Here is a 13,728-nt window from a genome sequence, read left to right as displayed (position 1 = left end):
GCGATGAGAACCAGCAAGCGCGATCGCATTCTCGACGCCGCCGTCAACGTGATCAATCGTGACGGCGTGCGCGCGGTGACCTTCGAGTCGGTGGCGGCCGAGGCCCAGCTGACACGTGGTGGCCTGCTGTATCACTTCCCGTCCCGCGAGGCACTGCTGCGGGGGATCGACGAACACCTGGTACAGGCCTGGGAGACGTCGATGGAAGCATTGCTGGGCAAGACCGCCGAGCAGGCCACTGCGTTGGAGCGTTACCAGACCTTCGTGCGCGTGTCTGCCCAGAGCGCCACCCGTGCCGAGCTGATGTTCATGCTCGAATCGGCCGACCCGGACGCCGAAGAGCGCCCGTGGGGACCGGCGGTGCGTCGCTGGGCACCGCTGCCGCCGGAGGCGGGTACAGCGGAAGACAGCGCAGCGCTCGACAATTTCGTGGCGCGGCTGGCTGCCGATGGCCTGTGGATCTACGAGGCGATGTACCAGGGCCAGCTGGATGCAGGCGTGCGCGCCCGTGTTGCCGAGCGCATCGCCGGGCTGTTGGCGAAGTCTGACGGATCACCGCACTTGTAGAGTCGACTGTCAGTCGACTGCTCTTCGCTCAGACAACGAAAACCCCGCGCTTCGCGCGCTAGTCGACTGACAGTCGACTCTACCGCGCGCGCGTCTGCCCAGCCTGCGCGGCGCTCGCGGCCAGCCACGCCCTGGGCGATACCCCCAATCGCTTGCGGAACGCCTTCGACAGCGAGGCGGTATCGGCAAACCCCACCTCGATCGCCACCTGCTTGACCGCCACGCCTGCCCGCAGCTGCGCGCAGGCCAGGCTCAGCCGCCAGTCCAGCAGGTAGCTGGCTGGCGTTGCCTGCATCACGTCCTTGAACACGGCCGCGAACGCGCTGCGCGACATGCCGGCGGTCGCGGCCATGCGCGGCAGCGTCCATTCGTCCTGCGGTGCCTGGTGCATCGCCACCAGCGCGCGTGCCAGCCGCGCATCGGACAGCCCCCGCATCAACCCGTGGCTGACGCCGGCTGCATCCGGGTGGTCGACCACCCAGCGCAGGATCTGGATCAGCGCCACCTCGAACAGGCGATTGGTCAGCAGCCGTGAACCGCAGCGCTGGCGATCGGCCTCGGCAAACAGCAGCTGCAGGGTGTCATCCAGTTCGGTGATCGCGGCCAGCGGCACCACCATCACCGGTGGCAGCGACTGCACGATCGGATTGCGCGCACCGCCATCGAAATCCAGCGTGGCGCAGGTGAAATCCGGGCCAACCAGCGGCGCGTTGAAGAACACATGGTGCAGCGGCTGCGGGTACAGCAGCAGGCTGGGTGTGTCGATCTTCAGCCGGGGCAGCGCGCTATCGCCCCCAGGATGACGGACTTCCATCTCACCCTGGCGCAGGATGTGCAGGAACGCACGACCGGGCTGCGGCTCGAAGACATGCTGCCCGCACAGCGGGCCACTGTGGAACAGGGCCGCCTGCACCCGGAAGCGTTCCAGCAGGGAGGAGAGTCGATCTGGCGCAGGGGTGGCGGCGCGCATGCTCATGGACGTATGGACAACATATGTGGCGCATTGAGGATGTTGCGTCCAGGGAGTCTACCTAGGATGAGCGGGTCGTCCAATCCCGGGCGCTTTCCCAAGGAGATCCACCATGTCCCGTGTCCCCCTGATCGATGCCGCCAACACCACCGCCGACCGCCAGGCCCTGCTGGGCCAGGTCCACGCTGCCTTCGGCGCCACCCCGGCCATGTTCCGCGCCGTGGCCAACTCGCCGGCTGCCCTGCAGAGCATGTGGGGTTCGTTCGGCGCGCTGGGCGGCGGTCGCCTGTCGCCGCTGCTGGGCGAGCAGATCGCCGTGGCCATCGCCAACCGCAACGCCTGCGAGTACTGCCTGGCCGCGCACACGGCATTGGGCCGCAAGGCCGGCGCCAGCAGCGAGCAGATGGCTGCCGCGCAGATCGGCCAGTCCAGCGACCCGGCCACTGCGGCGGCGCTCGACTTCGCGTTGAAGGTGGTCGAGCAGCGTGCGCAGATCGCCGACGGCGACGTGCAGGCGCTGCGCGCGGCTGGCTTCGATGATGAGCAGGTCGTCGAGATCCTCGCGCATGTGGCGCTCAACCTGTTCACCAACTACGTCAACGTGGCGTTCGACGTGCCGGTGGACTTCCCGAAGGTCGCGCTGCGCTGAGGTGTACCGGGCCGGGGGACGCAGTGCTCCCGGCCATCCTCAGCGGGCGTGGCCGTCGTGCACCTGCAGCCGCTCCGGATGGGTATACACATTGAACCCGCTTTCCCGCGCGAACCCGACCAGGCACAGGCCGGCGCTGCGGGCCAGATCGATCGCCAGCGCGGTCGGCGCGGACACCGCCGCCAGCACGCTGGCGCCGGCGCGCACTGCCTTGCTGACCATCTCGTAGCTGGCCCGGCTGGAAATCACCAGCAGGCCGCCTTCGATGGCGTGTTCGTTGTGGTGCAGGGCACCGATCAGCTTGTCCAGTGCATTGTGGCGGCCCACGTCCTCGCGTACCCAGCCGATGCGCCCACTGGCGTCGGCCCAGGCCGCGGCGTGGATCGAGCCGCTTGCCGCATTCATCGGCTGGTGCTGCGCCAGGCTGGCCAACGCCCGCTGCAGGGCGGTGGCGGAATAGCTGCGGCGCTCGCGGATCTGCGGCAGTGGGCGCAGCACTTCTTCCAGCTGGCGCGTGCCGCACAGGCCACAGCCACCACGGCCGGGCAGCAGGCGCCCATTGTCGGGGTCGAGGTTTGCGCCGGGCGCAGCCTCGTCCACGGTCATCTGCAGCTCGATGCCTTCCAGCTGTGGGTGGATATCGATCGACAGCAGCTGCGAGGGCGCGCTGATCAGGCCTTCGCTGAGCGAAAATCCGAGTGCGAAGTCCTCCAGATCACAGGGTGTGGCCATCATCACGGCAAAGGCGGCATCGTTGTAGCGCAGCGCCACCGGCACTTCCTCGGCCACCACGTCGACCTGCTGCTGTTGCGTGCCGCCGCGCCAGCGCTGCAACGGGCGTTCGGCGGTGCCGGCAGGCGGGGTGTGCGGCGGGATCGAATCAGGCATGCAGCGCGTCCGGACAAGGGAGAAACGCGGGCGGGCCACCGCCTGCGGTTTCGAGGATAGCGCAGTGGTCGCGCGCAGACGCGGCTGTAACCGTTGCCATGGCAGGTTGTGCTGAAAACAGCCTGTGCCCTCTGGCGAAGCGCCGCGGGCCGTGCTTGACTTTGCGGCTGGTCGTGCCACTGAATGCACCGCCGGACCGCGTTGTGCCGTTCGTTGTTGCGTTCCTTCCGCCAGGTTCCCGAACATGTCCGAGCAGAAACCGCCGCGCTACAAGCCCTACAACCAGCCGGCCGGAGGCTGGGGTGCCGCTGGTGCCACCGCCAAAGTGCTGCTGCAGCAGAGTGTGATCGGCAAGGGGTCGAAGGCGCTGCTGGCGATGAACCAGCCCGGTGGCTTCAAGTGCCCCAGCTGTGCGTTCCCCGATGCCGACGAACGCAGGAAGCTGGAGTTCTGCGAGAACGGCGCGAAGGCACTGGCCTGGGAAGCCACGCAGTTCCGTGCCGGTCGTGAGCTGTTCGCCCGGCACACCGTGACCGAGCTGATGGCGCAGACCGACTACTGGCTGGAGATGCAGGGGCGGCTGACAGAGCCGATGCGCTACGACGCTGCGACCGATCACTATGTGCCGTGCAGCTGGGACGATGCCTTCGCACTGATCGGCCGTCACCTGCGGGCACTGGACAGTCCTCACCAGGCCGAGTTCTACACCTCCGGGCGCACGCCCAACGAAGCGGCGTTCCTGTATTCGATCTTCGTGCGCGAGTTCGGCACCAATAATTTCCCGGACTGCTCGAACATGTGCCACGAGCCGACCAGCCGCGGGCTGCCGCCGGCCATCGGGGTGGGCAAGGGCACCATCGTGCTGCAGGATTTCGATCACGCCGAGGCCATCTTCGTGATTGGCCAGAACACCGGCACCAATTCGCCGCGGATGATGAGCAACCTGGTGGAGGCACGCAAACGCGGCATCCCGATCGTGGCGGTCAACCCGATGCCCGAGCGCGCGCTGATCCGCTTCGCAGAGCCGCAGGACGTGGTGCAGATGGCCACGTTCGGTTCGACAGAGATCAGCAGCGAGTTCGTGCACATCCGCATCGGCGGCGACCTGGCCCTGATCAAGGGCATGATGAAGGTGATGTTCGAGCGCGAGGCGCAGGGTGAGCGTGTGCTCGACCATGCATTCCTCGCCGAACACACGGTGGGCCTGGAGGCGCTGCGCGACGACGTGATGGCGCAGGACTGGGATCAGATCGTGCAGGTGTCCGGCATTTCGCAGGCGCAGATCCGTCGCTGTGCGGAGATCTACATCCGTTCCAAGGCCACCGTGATCTGCTACGGCATGGGGCTGACCCAGCACCAGTACGGCTCGCGCCTGCTGCAGCAGGTCGCCAACCTGCTGTTGCTGCGTGGCAACTTCGGCAAGCCCGGCGCCGGCATCGGACCGATCCGTGGGCATTCCAATGTGCAGGGCGACCGCACCGTCGGCATCGATGAAAAGCCCAAGCCGGCCTATCTGGACCGCGTGCAGCAGGTGTTCGGCTTCGACCCGCCGCGCGAGCATGGCCACCATGTGGTCGAATCCATCGAGGCGATGCTGGACGGCAGCGCCAAGGTGTTCATCGGCCTGGGTGGCAACTTCATCCATGCCGTGCCCGATACCCCGCGTGCGTATGAGGCAATGCGTGGCCTGGAGCTCACCGTGGGCATCGCTACCAAGCTCAACCGTGGGCATCTTGTTCATGGCCGCGATGCGCTGATCCTGCCGGTGGTGGCGCGCTCGGAGCGCATCGTCACGCCGGCCGGCGAGCAGTTCATCACCATTGAAGACGCGATGTCCAATGTGACCGCCTCGCGGGGCGTACTCGAGCCGGTCAGCCCCGATGTGTTGCCCGAGGTCGAGATCGTCTGTCGCATGGCGATGGCCACGCTGCCACGGAGCAGGGTCGACTGGGCAGGCTGCATGCACGACTACGCACACATCCGTGAGTTGATCGCGGCCGTGTACCCGGAGATCTACACCGGCTTCAACCAGCGCATCCAGCAGCCGCACGGCTTCCATCTGGATATCCCGCCGCGTCGCCGCGTCTGGCCCACGCCCAATGGCAAGGCCAACATCCTGGTGATGCCTGGCCTGGACGTGGATGATCCGGTTCACGACCCCGACATGCTGCGGCTGGCCACCGTGCGCTCGCACGATCAGTACAACACCACCATCTACAGCTACAACGATCGCTATCGCGGCGTGTACAACGATCGCATGGTGCTGTTCATGAACATCGAGGACCGGCTGGCGCGCGGGCTGCGGAAGGAGGCGCTGGTCAGCCTGGAGACGATCAGCAGTGATGGCGTGCAGCGACGCATCGAAGGCTTGACCGTGCTCGATTACCCGATGCCGCGCGGCGCGCTGGCCGGCTACTACCCCGAACTGAACCCGTTGCTGCCGCTGGATTACCACGACCGGATCAGCGGCACCCCCGCAGCCAAGTCGATCCCGGTGCGGATGCGGGCGATGCCGGCGGTCACCTAGCAGTGGATCAATCCAGTCCTATGGGCTTCCGGCATGTGGATTGGGTTCATCCAGCGCAAAGGAGCAACGGAAATAGTTGGCGGTATCCCGCCAGGCGCCAACGATCGGTTCTTGGATCTGCGCCAGCAGTTCACGGGCCTTGACGGGATCGTTGGCCTGGCAGGCGAAGTACGCGAATGATTGCAGGTTCCATGGCGAGGGATAACGTGACAGCACGTCTTCGAAGCCGCGTTTCATGGTCGGCCAGTTCACTTTCGACTCGGTGAACAAACGGTCCTCGTACTCCCGCTGCGAGGCGACCCAGTAGATACGGGCGTACAGCATGTATTGGTCCTGCGGTGGGGCCGCAGCCATGACCCTGCGTGCATAGGCTTCCAGGCCAGCCGGATCGCCGCCCCACTTCGGAGCGAAATAGCGCACGGCAGCAAAGTAGAGCGGGAAGTAGCCCGGATAGCGCGCGATGCCTTCGTCATGCAATGCGAAGAAGCGGTCTGCATCCCAACTCTGTTCGATCGCCCGGTGTTCCATCGACTCGTACCAGTACGGGTCCGTGCTGGCGATGTCCTTATACTTCAGCAGGTAGTCAACGGCCTGCTGCTGCAGCGCCTTGAACGGTGCCCAGTCCTCTTCCTTCACCGTATTTGCATAGCCGGGGCCGCGGATGCTCCAGCCTTGGCGGCTGAGCATCTCAGCCATGGCCAGGCGCGCCGACGGCGACCTGGGGTAGCGCGAGATCCATGCCTGCACGAGTTTCTCGCGACCTTGCCAGTAGGCCGGGTCACGGTTGCTCATGCTGAAGGCATAGCCGATGCCAACGTAGTACGCCGAGAGCTTCCAGACACCGCTGCTGAAGTAGCGATCCGTATCCCGGTAACGACTGGCGAGTTGCTCCAGTCTGGCGAAATCCTGCTTCTCCAGCAGTTGCTTTGCCTGCCGGGAGACTTCGGCGCGTTCGCTTGCTTCATCTTCACCGGATGCATCGGCGTGGGCGATGGTCGCGCACGACAACAACAGCATCACAAGCAGTGTTCGCATGAATCCATTCATGGGAGAAACTCCGTGTCAGGGAAAGGGGCATGGCAAGGCAGTGGGCCACGATCGCCATCTCGCCATAGCAGGGGCCGTCGCGCAAGTCGGCAGCGTGGCTGCCAGGCGGGCGTGGGCGCTGCCACCCCATGCTGTGCAGTTGTGCATCGGCTATCATCGGCGGGTGAACCTGCCTGGCCTGCTGCTGCGATGGATGCTGCTTGTTGCCCTGGTACTGAATGCACCGGCGCTGGCGCTCGCCGCGTCTTCCTACAGCGGTCCGGCCAGCCAGGACCATTGCGTGGCACCGCACTCGGCCGGGATAGCTTCGGCGGGGTGTTGCGATGATGCAGGTCCGGCGGCTTGCCAGAGTGGCCAGTGCGAATGCCCGCCGGCGTGCTTGGGCATGTTGGCAACGCTGAACGGGACACCAGCCTCCCTTTGGCGCGAGGCGCCCGCTCCAGCCAGTAGCCAGCAACGCGCGCCCCCGTTGATGCCGGATCCGTTGCGTCCCCCCATCGCGTGAATTCCTGCAGGCCTCAAGCGCCTGCCATGACTGTTCGACTTTCTCTCGGCGCTACCTGCGCCTTCAATGCGTGGGTGGCGGGCCGCTTTGCCCGCCTCTGCAAAGGAATCACTCAATGAACCGTACTCTTTCCCTCGGCCTGCTGCTGGGCACCGTGCTGGCCACGACCGCCTGCGCTCGTGCCGCCGAAGAATCCTCCGCGGCACCGGTCGCCAGCGAAGCACCGGCACCGGCCCAGGCCAGCCCGGCCAAGATCGATCCAGCCTTGCCGGTCGCCATCGTGCACAAGACCGCCAGCTGCGGTTGCTGCGGCATCTGGGTCGACCACCTGAAGGCCGCCGGCTTCCAGGTCGATGTGCGCGACACCGATGACATGAATCCAATCAAGGTCCGCCTGGGCGTGCCGGTCGGCAAGGCCTCTTGCCATACCGCCGAGATCGGCGGTTACGTGGTCGAGGGTCACATCCCGGCCGAGGACATCAAGCGCCTGCTGGCCGAACGCCCGGCCGCGCGCGGGCTGGTGCTGCCCGGCATGCCAGCCGGTTCGCCGGGCATGGAAATGCCGGACGGCTACGTGCAGCCGTACACCGTCGAGCTGGTGCGCACCGACGGCAGCACCGAGCCGTTTGCCCAGCACGGCCAGGGCGGCTGATGGACGGAGGGTGCCGGTCGTCCTGACCGGCACTCTCCGACGCGTCTTGTGTAGAGCCGAGCCTATGCTCGGCTGTGTTTGGCCGGCAAGCTGAGCATGGGCTCGGCTCTACAGGATCAGCGTGCCGTGGCCGTTTCCTTGGCCAACTGCGCGTCGAACTTCTTCTCGGCCGCATCCGCGTAGGCTTTGCAGCTCAGTACGTTCTCGCTGGCGTTGCTGCCAGCAGCATAGTTCCAGTTGCTGGCGCCCGGATGCGGAGTCAGCAACAGGTCGCAGGGCAGGCCGCGCACCATGGCGAAGCTGCGTCGGTAGTCCTGGACCAGGCGGGGATAGCGGGCGTTGCCCTGGAGCTGGTAGCCCGGCGCGCTCAGACTGTCGGCATAGGCGATGCGCACCGGCTTGCCATCGCGGGTATCGGTCCAGGTCCAGGCAGTGCTGCCCGGGGTGTGTCCCGGCATGAAGTGCGCGGTGAACGCGATGCCGCCCACGTTGACCACCTCGCCATCCATGATGATGCGGTCGGGGCTGACCGGCGGAAAGGTGATGCTGTCGCCAAAGTGCAGGTCGTTGCTGCCACCGCGCGCCAGCAGCACCGCCGTTTCTGCATTGGCCGCCACATGCGCGCCGGTGCGACGCTTGAGCTCGGCGACCGGGCCGGCGTGGTCGGCGTGCGCATGGCTGAGCAGGATCAATCGCAGGTCCTGCGGGGCCACGTCGCGCAGCTTCATGTTGTCCAGCAGGTGACCGGCCATCTGCGGCATGCCGCCGTCAAGCAGCACCGCACCGTCGGCGGTCTGCACCAGTAGCGCGGTCAGATCCTCGGTGCCGATCTGCCAGGTGTGGTCGGCAATCTGCAGCGGTGCCATCGGCTGCAGCCATGAACTGTCCACCGTGTAGGCCCGGAGCTGGGGCAGCGGTTCGTCGGCGGCAGTGACATCAAAGGCAAGCGTGGCAGCCAGGGCGAGGGTAGTCAGGCAGAGGCGCATGGCAGAAAGGTGTCTGGACTGGGGCCGATGAAGCTAGCACGCGGGCCGCGCCGGCCGTTTCGCGAATAATTCATGGCTGCCATAAGCTCCGCCGCAGTCGATGCAGGGATTGTTCGCTTGCTGTGGATTGTGAATCCATCTCCACAGGCTGGAGCGCAGAATCGGCCGGGGCTAGCCTGCTTTCAGGCTCAAGGAGGTGGACCATGCATGTGCTCATGGTGATGCTGGGTGGCGTGCTCCTGCTAGGGGTGTTCCTGCTGTTTGGCCGCCTCTGGAGCGTGGGCACCTCGCAGCTGCCCACGGCGCTGATCGCCTTCATCGCCACCTGGCTGCTGGTGGCCGTGGCCAACATGTGGGTGGGGGTCAGCAGGGCCGGTTACGCAGTACGCGAAGAGCTGCCGATCCTGCTGCTGGTGTTCGCCGTGCCGGCGCTGCTGGCCGGTTTCCTGTACTGGCGCCTGGCGCGCTGAAGGAGTTGCATGAGTACCCGACTGCGCCTGCCCGCGCTGCGCCACCGCGATGGCCATCATGCCCGCGTGACCTACGAAGAACTGTTCTTCGACCTGGTCTACGTGTTCGCGGTCACCCAGCTCAGCCACCATCTGCTGCATCACCTGGACCTGGCCGGCGTGCTGCAGACCCTGGTGCTGTGGTTCGCGGTCTGGCTCGGCTGGCAATACGCGTGCTGGGTCAGCAACTGGTTCGACCCGGAGGCGCCGCGCATCCGGGGCCTGATGTTCGCCACCATGCTGCTGGCGTTGTTGATGTCCTCGTCCATTCCCGAGGCATTCGCCGATCGTGCGTGGATCTTCGCCGGGGCGTACGCCACGATGCAGGTCGGACGCACCGCGTTCGTGTTGCTGGAGGTCGGCCGTAACCATCCGTTGGCGCCGAACTTCCGCCGCATGCTGGCCTGGGTCAGCGTGTCGGCCTGCTTCTGGCTGGCCGGCGCGGCGGCCGAGGGCCACCTGCGGCTGGCACTGTGGGCGATGGCGGTGGCCTGCGAATACATCTCGCCGATGTTTGGCTTCGCGTTCCCGGGCATGGGTCGTTCGCACACTCGCGACTGGACCATTGAGGGGGGTCACCTGGCCGAACGCTGCCAGCTGTTCGTCATCGTCGCACTGGGTGAGACGTTGCTGGCCACCGGGGGTGTGCTCAGCGACGTCGAGCACTGGGGCCTTGAAGTGGTATCGGCGGTGCTGGCCACCTTCGCCGGCACGATTGCGATGTGGTGGCTGTACTTTGGCATCTCCAGCCACGATGCCACAGAGGCCATCACCCACGCGGAAGACCCTGGACGGATGGGGGCCAACTTCCATTATGTGCATGCATTGCTGATCGCCGGCATCATCGCCACCGCGGTGGGCAACGACCTGGTGATGGATCACCCGGAAGCGGCGGTGACGCCGGTATATGCAGCGGTGCTGGCCGCCGGGCCGTTGATCTACCTGCTTGGCAGCGCCCTCTACAAGCGCGTTGTGTACGGGCGCGCCCCGTATTCGCATCTGTTCGGTGCCATGGCGCTGGTCGTGTTGGGCGCGGTCTTGCCGCACAGCCATCTGCTGGCCGCCGGTTGGCTGACCAGTGCGGTGCTGCTGGCCGTGGGGTTGATGGATACGCGGTTGAAGCGTCGCCTGCAGCGGGCGTGATCCGTTGCGTCAGCAAAGCGCTCCAGCCGCCATCGAGCGCAAGCGCTGAGCAGTCGATTGACACTCGACTTCAGCACCGCTGCACAAGAAGTGCTGGCAGGCTAGGCCAGCGCGGCGGCCATCGCGGCAAGCTTGCCCACCGTGTTCATGTTGCGGGCAGTGCCTTGCTGGGCATAGGGCATCCGCAGGCGCGAGCCGGCCATGCCGTCTCCGTAATGGATGAAGATCTCGCGCGTGCCGAGTGCGAGCTGTTCGTCGCGCAGGCCGGTCACGCCGTCGAGCGGATCGGCGGGCAGGCTGCCGTCGAGGAACAGGGCGACCACACGGTTGCCGGCCGCCTGCGGAAATGGATTGCGCGCCACCACGCCGGCGATCTCGCTGGCCGAGCGCACCAGCACGCCCACCGGCTTGCCAGCATAGACCTTGAGCCGCTCGCCGAGGGCCTGGCGCACGCCCGCCTCGTCGAGCGAGCTGCGGAACACCACGTTGCCGCTGGCGATGTAGGTGCGGACATCGGCGAAGCCTGCGTCCTCGCACATCGCCACCAGTTCGCGCATCGGCAGCTTGCCGGTGCCGCCGACGTTGACCGCGCGCAGCAAGGCGACGTAGGCGTTCATGGCGTCCCCGCCTGCAGGCGGTCGTACATGCGTACCAGGTCAACCAGGGTGCGCGCGCCCATCTTGCGCATCACCTGCGCACGACGCACCTTGACCGTGATCTCGCTGACCCCGAGGTCAGCGGCGATCTGCTTGTTGAGGCGGCCGCGCACCACGCCATCGACCACCTCGCGCTCGCCCGCGCTCAATGAATCCCAGCGCTGCTGCAGGGCGCCCAGCACGTCGCCGTCGCGGCGGCGCTGGCGGTCGATCTCGATGCCCCTGTGGATGGCATCGAGCAGTTCCTGGTCACGGAAGGGCTTGGTCAGGAATTCGATGGCGCCGTCCTTGATCGCGTTGACGCCCATCGCGATGTCGCCGTGGCCGGTGATGAACACCACCGGCAGCTGCAGGCCCTGGCTGCTCATCGTGCGATGGAATTCCAGGCCGCTCTGGCCGGGCATGCGCACGTCCAGCACCAGGCAGGCCGGTGCGTCTACCAGGTCGTGTTCAAGGAACGCCTGGGTGGATGCAAAGGCGTGCACCCGCAAGCCCATCGATGCCAGCAGGTCTTCCAGCGCCGCGCGCACCGACGGATCGTCGTCGACCACATACACGATGGGTGCCGGATCGACGGCAGGGGTAGCGGGCCTACGCATGTTGGGCATCCGTGACGATGGGCAGGTCGAACACGAAGCAGGCACCGCCGCCTGCCGGCCGTTCGGCGCGGATCTGGCCGTCGTTGGCTTCGATCATCGAACGGCTCAGGCTGAGGCCCAGGCCCAGCCCGTGTGACTTGGTGGTCCAGAACGCATCGAAGACGCGTTCGGGATGGTCGGCGGGCAGGCCGACGCCACGGTCGCGTACGCTGAGGCTGACACGCTGGCCGTCGCGCCGGGTCAGCAGCGACAGACGCCGGTCGCCTGCGGGTATGGCTTCCATTGCATCCACTGCATTGAGGATCAGGTTGCCGATCACCTGCTGCACCTGCACGCGGTCGGCGTGTACCTGTGGCAGGTCGGGGTCCAGCAGCAGGGCTACGGCCACGCCATGCCGGTTCAGTTCGCTGCGCGACAGCGCCAGCATTTCCTCCACCGCCTGGTTCAGGTCGAAGGCGCGTCGTTCCGGTGCCGCGCCCTGGGTCAGGCCGCGGATGCGGGCGATCACGTCACCGGCGCGGTGCGCGTCGGCGAGGATGCGGGCCACGGTCTGCCGGGCCTTGTCCACGTTCGGCGGGTCCTGCGCCAGCCAGCGTTGGCAGGCTTCGGCGCTGCTGGCGATTGCGGCCAGTGGCTGGTTGACTTCATGGGCGATGGAGGTGGTGAGCTCGCCTACGGTGGACGCGCGTGCCACCCGCAGCAGGCGGCCCTGCGCTTCCTGCACTGCGGCCTTGGCCGCTTCCATGTTCAGAGCGAGATAGGTGGTGATGCCGATCACCAGCATGCCGATCACCGAGTTGACCAGGCCGATGCGGTAGGTGCCGAAGCGGGTCAGGAAGAAGCTCAACCCCGTCAGCGCGATGCAGGCGATGGCCAGGGTGATCAGCCCGCGCGCGCCCAGCACGCGCGACGCCGCAAGGATGACCGCTGCATAGAAGCAGGCCGCGGCAACCGCATAATCGGTGACGGTGTCGATCAGGAAGATCGCCGCCATCACGACGATCAGGGCCAGCAGCACCAGCGGGCGGCGGGGCGACAGCGATGGCATCGGGGAGCTCCCTGGTGTGGGGGAAAAGGATAGCAAAGCCATCACCGTTGGATGCCGACCTTGGTCGGCGTGCTCTCGTGCGGTGGGTGCCGACTCCTGGTAGGTGCCGACCGTTGGTCGGCACAGCAATTGAATGGCGGGGGCGATGAGGGTTTGTGCCGACCAACGGTCGGCACCCACCAAAGCGATGCACGGTGCGTCCGGGGATCATGGGGTTGCCGGCCGGCGGCCGGCACTACTCCTCAAGGCTGGCGTTCCAGAAGCCCTGCAGTACGCCGGGCGTGGTCGCCAGCGTGGCCAGCACGGCATCGAGCTCACCGGCATCCACCGTGGTGGCATACAGCACCGCTTCGATCTCCACGTCACGCTCGCCGAATGGCCGCTGGTCCACCGCGCGCACCGGGTACTGCGCCTGCTCAAGCAGCAGCAACAACCGGTCCAGTACCTCGGCCTGCTGCTCGCGCTGGCAGACCACGTTGATCGCATAGGTCGCCTCGCTGAACGCTTCCGGCAGCGGCTGCCGCTGGATGCGGTTCACCACCGGCCGCAGCAGGGTGTTGGCGGCCAGCACGAACACTGCCGCCAGCACCGCTTCGGGCAGCAGCTTGATACCGGCACACGCACCCACCGCCGCCGAGCCCCACAGGGTGGCGGCGGTGTTCAGGCCGGACACCTGGGCGCCGTCCTTCATGATCGCGCCGGCGCCGAGGAAGCCGACGCCGGAGATCACATAGGCCACCACATGCAGCGGCGAGGGTGAACCACCGTACAGGTCATGGAAGCGCACGGCCAGATCGACGAACACCGCCGCTCCCACCGCCACCAGCGTGTTGGTACGCAGGCCGGCGGTGCGTTGGCGCAGTTGCCGTTCCAGGCCGATGGCCGTGCCCAGCACGAACGCCACCGACAGGCTGATCAGCGAACTCAGGGTTGCGCCGGCGTTGAACGCCGGCAGGTTCGGATTGATGTCCATTGTGTTTCT

The 13,728-nt window shown here is 66.6% G+C and carries 14 protein-coding genes; 6 read left to right on the top strand and 8 right to left on the bottom strand.

Translation table 11 applies throughout. The features are described 5' to 3' along the window. Positions 1 to 3 precede the first annotated feature (3 nt). A complete protein-coding gene (locus G370_RS0106220) occupies positions 4 to 567 on the top strand; it encodes a TetR/AcrR family transcriptional regulator (protein ID WP_019659818.1) in 564 nt (187 codons plus the stop codon). Between the two features lie 79 nt (positions 568 to 646). Here the strand turns inward: G370_RS0106220 and G370_RS0106215 are convergent, their stop codons facing one another. Next, positions 647 to 1,543 carry an AraC family transcriptional regulator gene (locus G370_RS0106215; RefSeq protein ID WP_019659817.1) on the bottom strand — a complete coding sequence of 299 codons (897 nt, stop codon included), beginning with the start codon at positions 1,541 to 1,543 and terminating at the stop codon, positions 647 to 649. Positions 1,544 to 1,649: 106 nt separating this feature from the next. Between G370_RS0106215 and G370_RS0106210 the strand changes: the two genes are divergently transcribed. Further along, complete coding sequence (locus tag G370_RS0106210; RefSeq protein ID WP_019659816.1) at positions 1,650 to 2,186, top strand: carboxymuconolactone decarboxylase family protein; 537 nt, start codon at positions 1,650 to 1,652, stop codon at positions 2,184 to 2,186. A 39-nt stretch (positions 2,187 to 2,225) separates the two neighbouring features. Here G370_RS0106210 and fdhD read toward each other — a convergent pair whose 3' ends face one another. After that, positions 2,226 to 3,074: a formate dehydrogenase accessory sulfurtransferase FdhD gene (fdhD, locus tag G370_RS0106205; protein ID WP_019659815.1), complete on the bottom strand. Its 849-nt coding sequence runs from the start codon at positions 3,072 to 3,074 to the stop codon at positions 2,226 to 2,228. Positions 3,075 to 3,318: 244 nt separating this feature from the next. Here fdhD and G370_RS0106200 point away from each other — a divergent pair, with 244 nt between their 5' ends. Then, positions 3,319 to 5,601, top strand: a complete 2,283-nt coding sequence (locus tag G370_RS0106200; protein WP_019659814.1) for an FdhF/YdeP family oxidoreductase — start codon at positions 3,319 to 3,321, stop codon at positions 5,599 to 5,601. 18 nt (positions 5,602 to 5,619) lie between these two features. Here G370_RS0106200 and G370_RS0106195 read toward each other — a convergent pair whose 3' ends face one another. Beyond that, positions 5,620 to 6,636: a DUF4034 domain-containing protein gene (locus G370_RS0106195; RefSeq protein WP_233652783.1), complete on the bottom strand. Its 1,017-nt coding sequence runs from the start codon at positions 6,634 to 6,636 to the stop codon at positions 5,620 to 5,622. Between the two features lie 632 nt (positions 6,637 to 7,268). On the opposite strand from G370_RS0106195, the gene G370_RS01000000120745 reads away from it, so the two are divergent. Beyond that, a complete protein-coding gene (locus G370_RS01000000120745; RefSeq protein ID WP_019659812.1) occupies positions 7,269 to 7,805 on the top strand; it encodes a DUF411 domain-containing protein in 537 nt (178 codons plus the stop codon). Between the two features lie 116 nt (positions 7,806 to 7,921). On the opposite strand, the gene blaL1 is transcribed toward G370_RS01000000120745, so the two are convergent. Further along, positions 7,922 to 8,791 carry a L1 family subclass B3 metallo-beta-lactamase gene (blaL1, locus tag G370_RS0106185; RefSeq protein ID WP_019659811.1) on the bottom strand — a complete coding sequence of 290 codons (870 nt, stop codon included), beginning with the start codon at positions 8,789 to 8,791 and terminating at the stop codon, positions 7,922 to 7,924. Between the two features lie 203 nt (positions 8,792 to 8,994). Between blaL1 and G370_RS0106180 the strand changes: the two genes are divergently transcribed. Further along, on the top strand, positions 8,995 to 9,261 hold the full coding sequence (locus G370_RS0106180) for a hypothetical protein (protein ID WP_019659810.1): 267 nt from the start codon (positions 8,995 to 8,997) through the stop codon (positions 9,259 to 9,261). Between the two features lie 9 nt (positions 9,262 to 9,270). Next, positions 9,271 to 10,443, top strand: a complete 1,173-nt coding sequence (locus G370_RS0106175) for a low temperature requirement protein A (RefSeq protein ID WP_019659809.1) — start codon at positions 9,271 to 9,273, stop codon at positions 10,441 to 10,443. Positions 10,444 to 10,544: 101 nt separating this feature from the next. Here the strand turns inward: G370_RS0106175 and G370_RS0106170 are convergent, their stop codons facing one another. The 4 genes from G370_RS0106170 to G370_RS0106155 form a co-directional block, all read right to left on the bottom strand. Continuing rightward, positions 10,545 to 11,060 carry a DUF1697 domain-containing protein gene (locus G370_RS0106170; RefSeq protein WP_019659808.1) on the bottom strand — a complete coding sequence of 172 codons (516 nt, stop codon included), beginning with the start codon at positions 11,058 to 11,060 and terminating at the stop codon, positions 10,545 to 10,547. Next, positions 11,057 to 11,698 carry a response regulator transcription factor gene (locus G370_RS0106165; RefSeq protein WP_019659807.1) on the bottom strand — a complete coding sequence of 214 codons (642 nt, stop codon included), beginning with the start codon at positions 11,696 to 11,698 and terminating at the stop codon, positions 11,057 to 11,059. Before G370_RS0106165 ends, G370_RS0106170 begins: the two co-directional genes overlap by 4 nt. Further along, positions 11,691 to 12,746, bottom strand: a complete 1,056-nt coding sequence (locus tag G370_RS0106160; protein WP_019659806.1) for a sensor histidine kinase — start codon at positions 12,744 to 12,746, stop codon at positions 11,691 to 11,693. Before G370_RS0106160 ends, G370_RS0106165 begins: the two co-directional genes overlap by 8 nt. 235 nt (positions 12,747 to 12,981) lie before the next feature. Next, the gene (locus G370_RS0106155; protein WP_019659805.1) at positions 12,982 to 13,719 is read right to left on the bottom strand and encodes an MgtC/SapB family protein; all 738 of its coding nucleotides are present in this window, start codon (positions 13,717 to 13,719) and stop codon (positions 12,982 to 12,984) included. Between the last annotated feature and the right edge of the window lie 9 nt (positions 13,720 to 13,728).

It is taken from the genome of Stenotrophomonas hibiscicola ATCC 19867, from assembly GCF_000382065.1.
Lineage (GTDB): Bacteria > Pseudomonadota > Gammaproteobacteria > Xanthomonadales > Xanthomonadaceae > Stenotrophomonas > Stenotrophomonas hibiscicola.
This window is presented reverse-complemented; position numbering and strand designations above follow the sequence as displayed.

What these genes read in the sequence shown, in the direction of transcription:
- G370_RS0106220 (WP_019659818.1), top strand. Translation starts at nt 4, where the DNA reads ATGAGAACCAGCAAGCGCGATCGCATTCTCGACGCCGCCGTCAACGTG.
- G370_RS0106215 (WP_019659817.1), bottom strand. Translation starts at nt 1,543, where the DNA reads ATGAGCATGCGCGCCGCCACCCCTGCGCCAGATCGACTCTCCTCCCTG.
- G370_RS0106210 (WP_019659816.1), top strand. Translation starts at nt 1,650, where the DNA reads ATGTCCCGTGTCCCCCTGATCGATGCCGCCAACACCACCGCCGACCGC.
- fdhD (WP_019659815.1), bottom strand. Translation starts at nt 3,074, where the DNA reads ATGCCTGATTCGATCCCGCCGCACACCCCGCCTGCCGGCACCGCCGAA.
- G370_RS0106200 (WP_019659814.1), top strand. Translation starts at nt 3,319, where the DNA reads ATGTCCGAGCAGAAACCGCCGCGCTACAAGCCCTACAACCAGCCGGCC.
- G370_RS0106195 (WP_233652783.1), bottom strand. Translation starts at nt 6,636, where the DNA reads ATGCGAACACTGCTTGTGATGCTGTTGTTGTCGTGCGCGACCATCGCC.
- G370_RS01000000120745 (WP_019659812.1), top strand. Translation starts at nt 7,269, where the DNA reads ATGAACCGTACTCTTTCCCTCGGCCTGCTGCTGGGCACCGTGCTGGCC.
- blaL1 (WP_019659811.1), bottom strand. Translation starts at nt 8,791, where the DNA reads ATGCGCCTCTGCCTGACTACCCTCGCCCTGGCTGCCACGCTTGCCTTT.
- G370_RS0106180 (WP_019659810.1), top strand. Translation starts at nt 8,995, where the DNA reads ATGCATGTGCTCATGGTGATGCTGGGTGGCGTGCTCCTGCTAGGGGTG.
- G370_RS0106175 (WP_019659809.1), top strand. Translation starts at nt 9,271, where the DNA reads ATGAGTACCCGACTGCGCCTGCCCGCGCTGCGCCACCGCGATGGCCAT.
- G370_RS0106170 (WP_019659808.1), bottom strand. Translation starts at nt 11,060, where the DNA reads ATGAACGCCTACGTCGCCTTGCTGCGCGCGGTCAACGTCGGCGGCACC.
- G370_RS0106165 (WP_019659807.1), bottom strand. Translation starts at nt 11,698, where the DNA reads ATGCGTAGGCCCGCTACCCCTGCCGTCGATCCGGCACCCATCGTGTAT.
- G370_RS0106160 (WP_019659806.1), bottom strand. Translation starts at nt 12,746, where the DNA reads ATGCCATCGCTGTCGCCCCGCCGCCCGCTGGTGCTGCTGGCCCTGATC.
- G370_RS0106155 (WP_019659805.1), bottom strand. Translation starts at nt 13,719, where the DNA reads ATGGACATCAATCCGAACCTGCCGGCGTTCAACGCCGGCGCAACCCTG.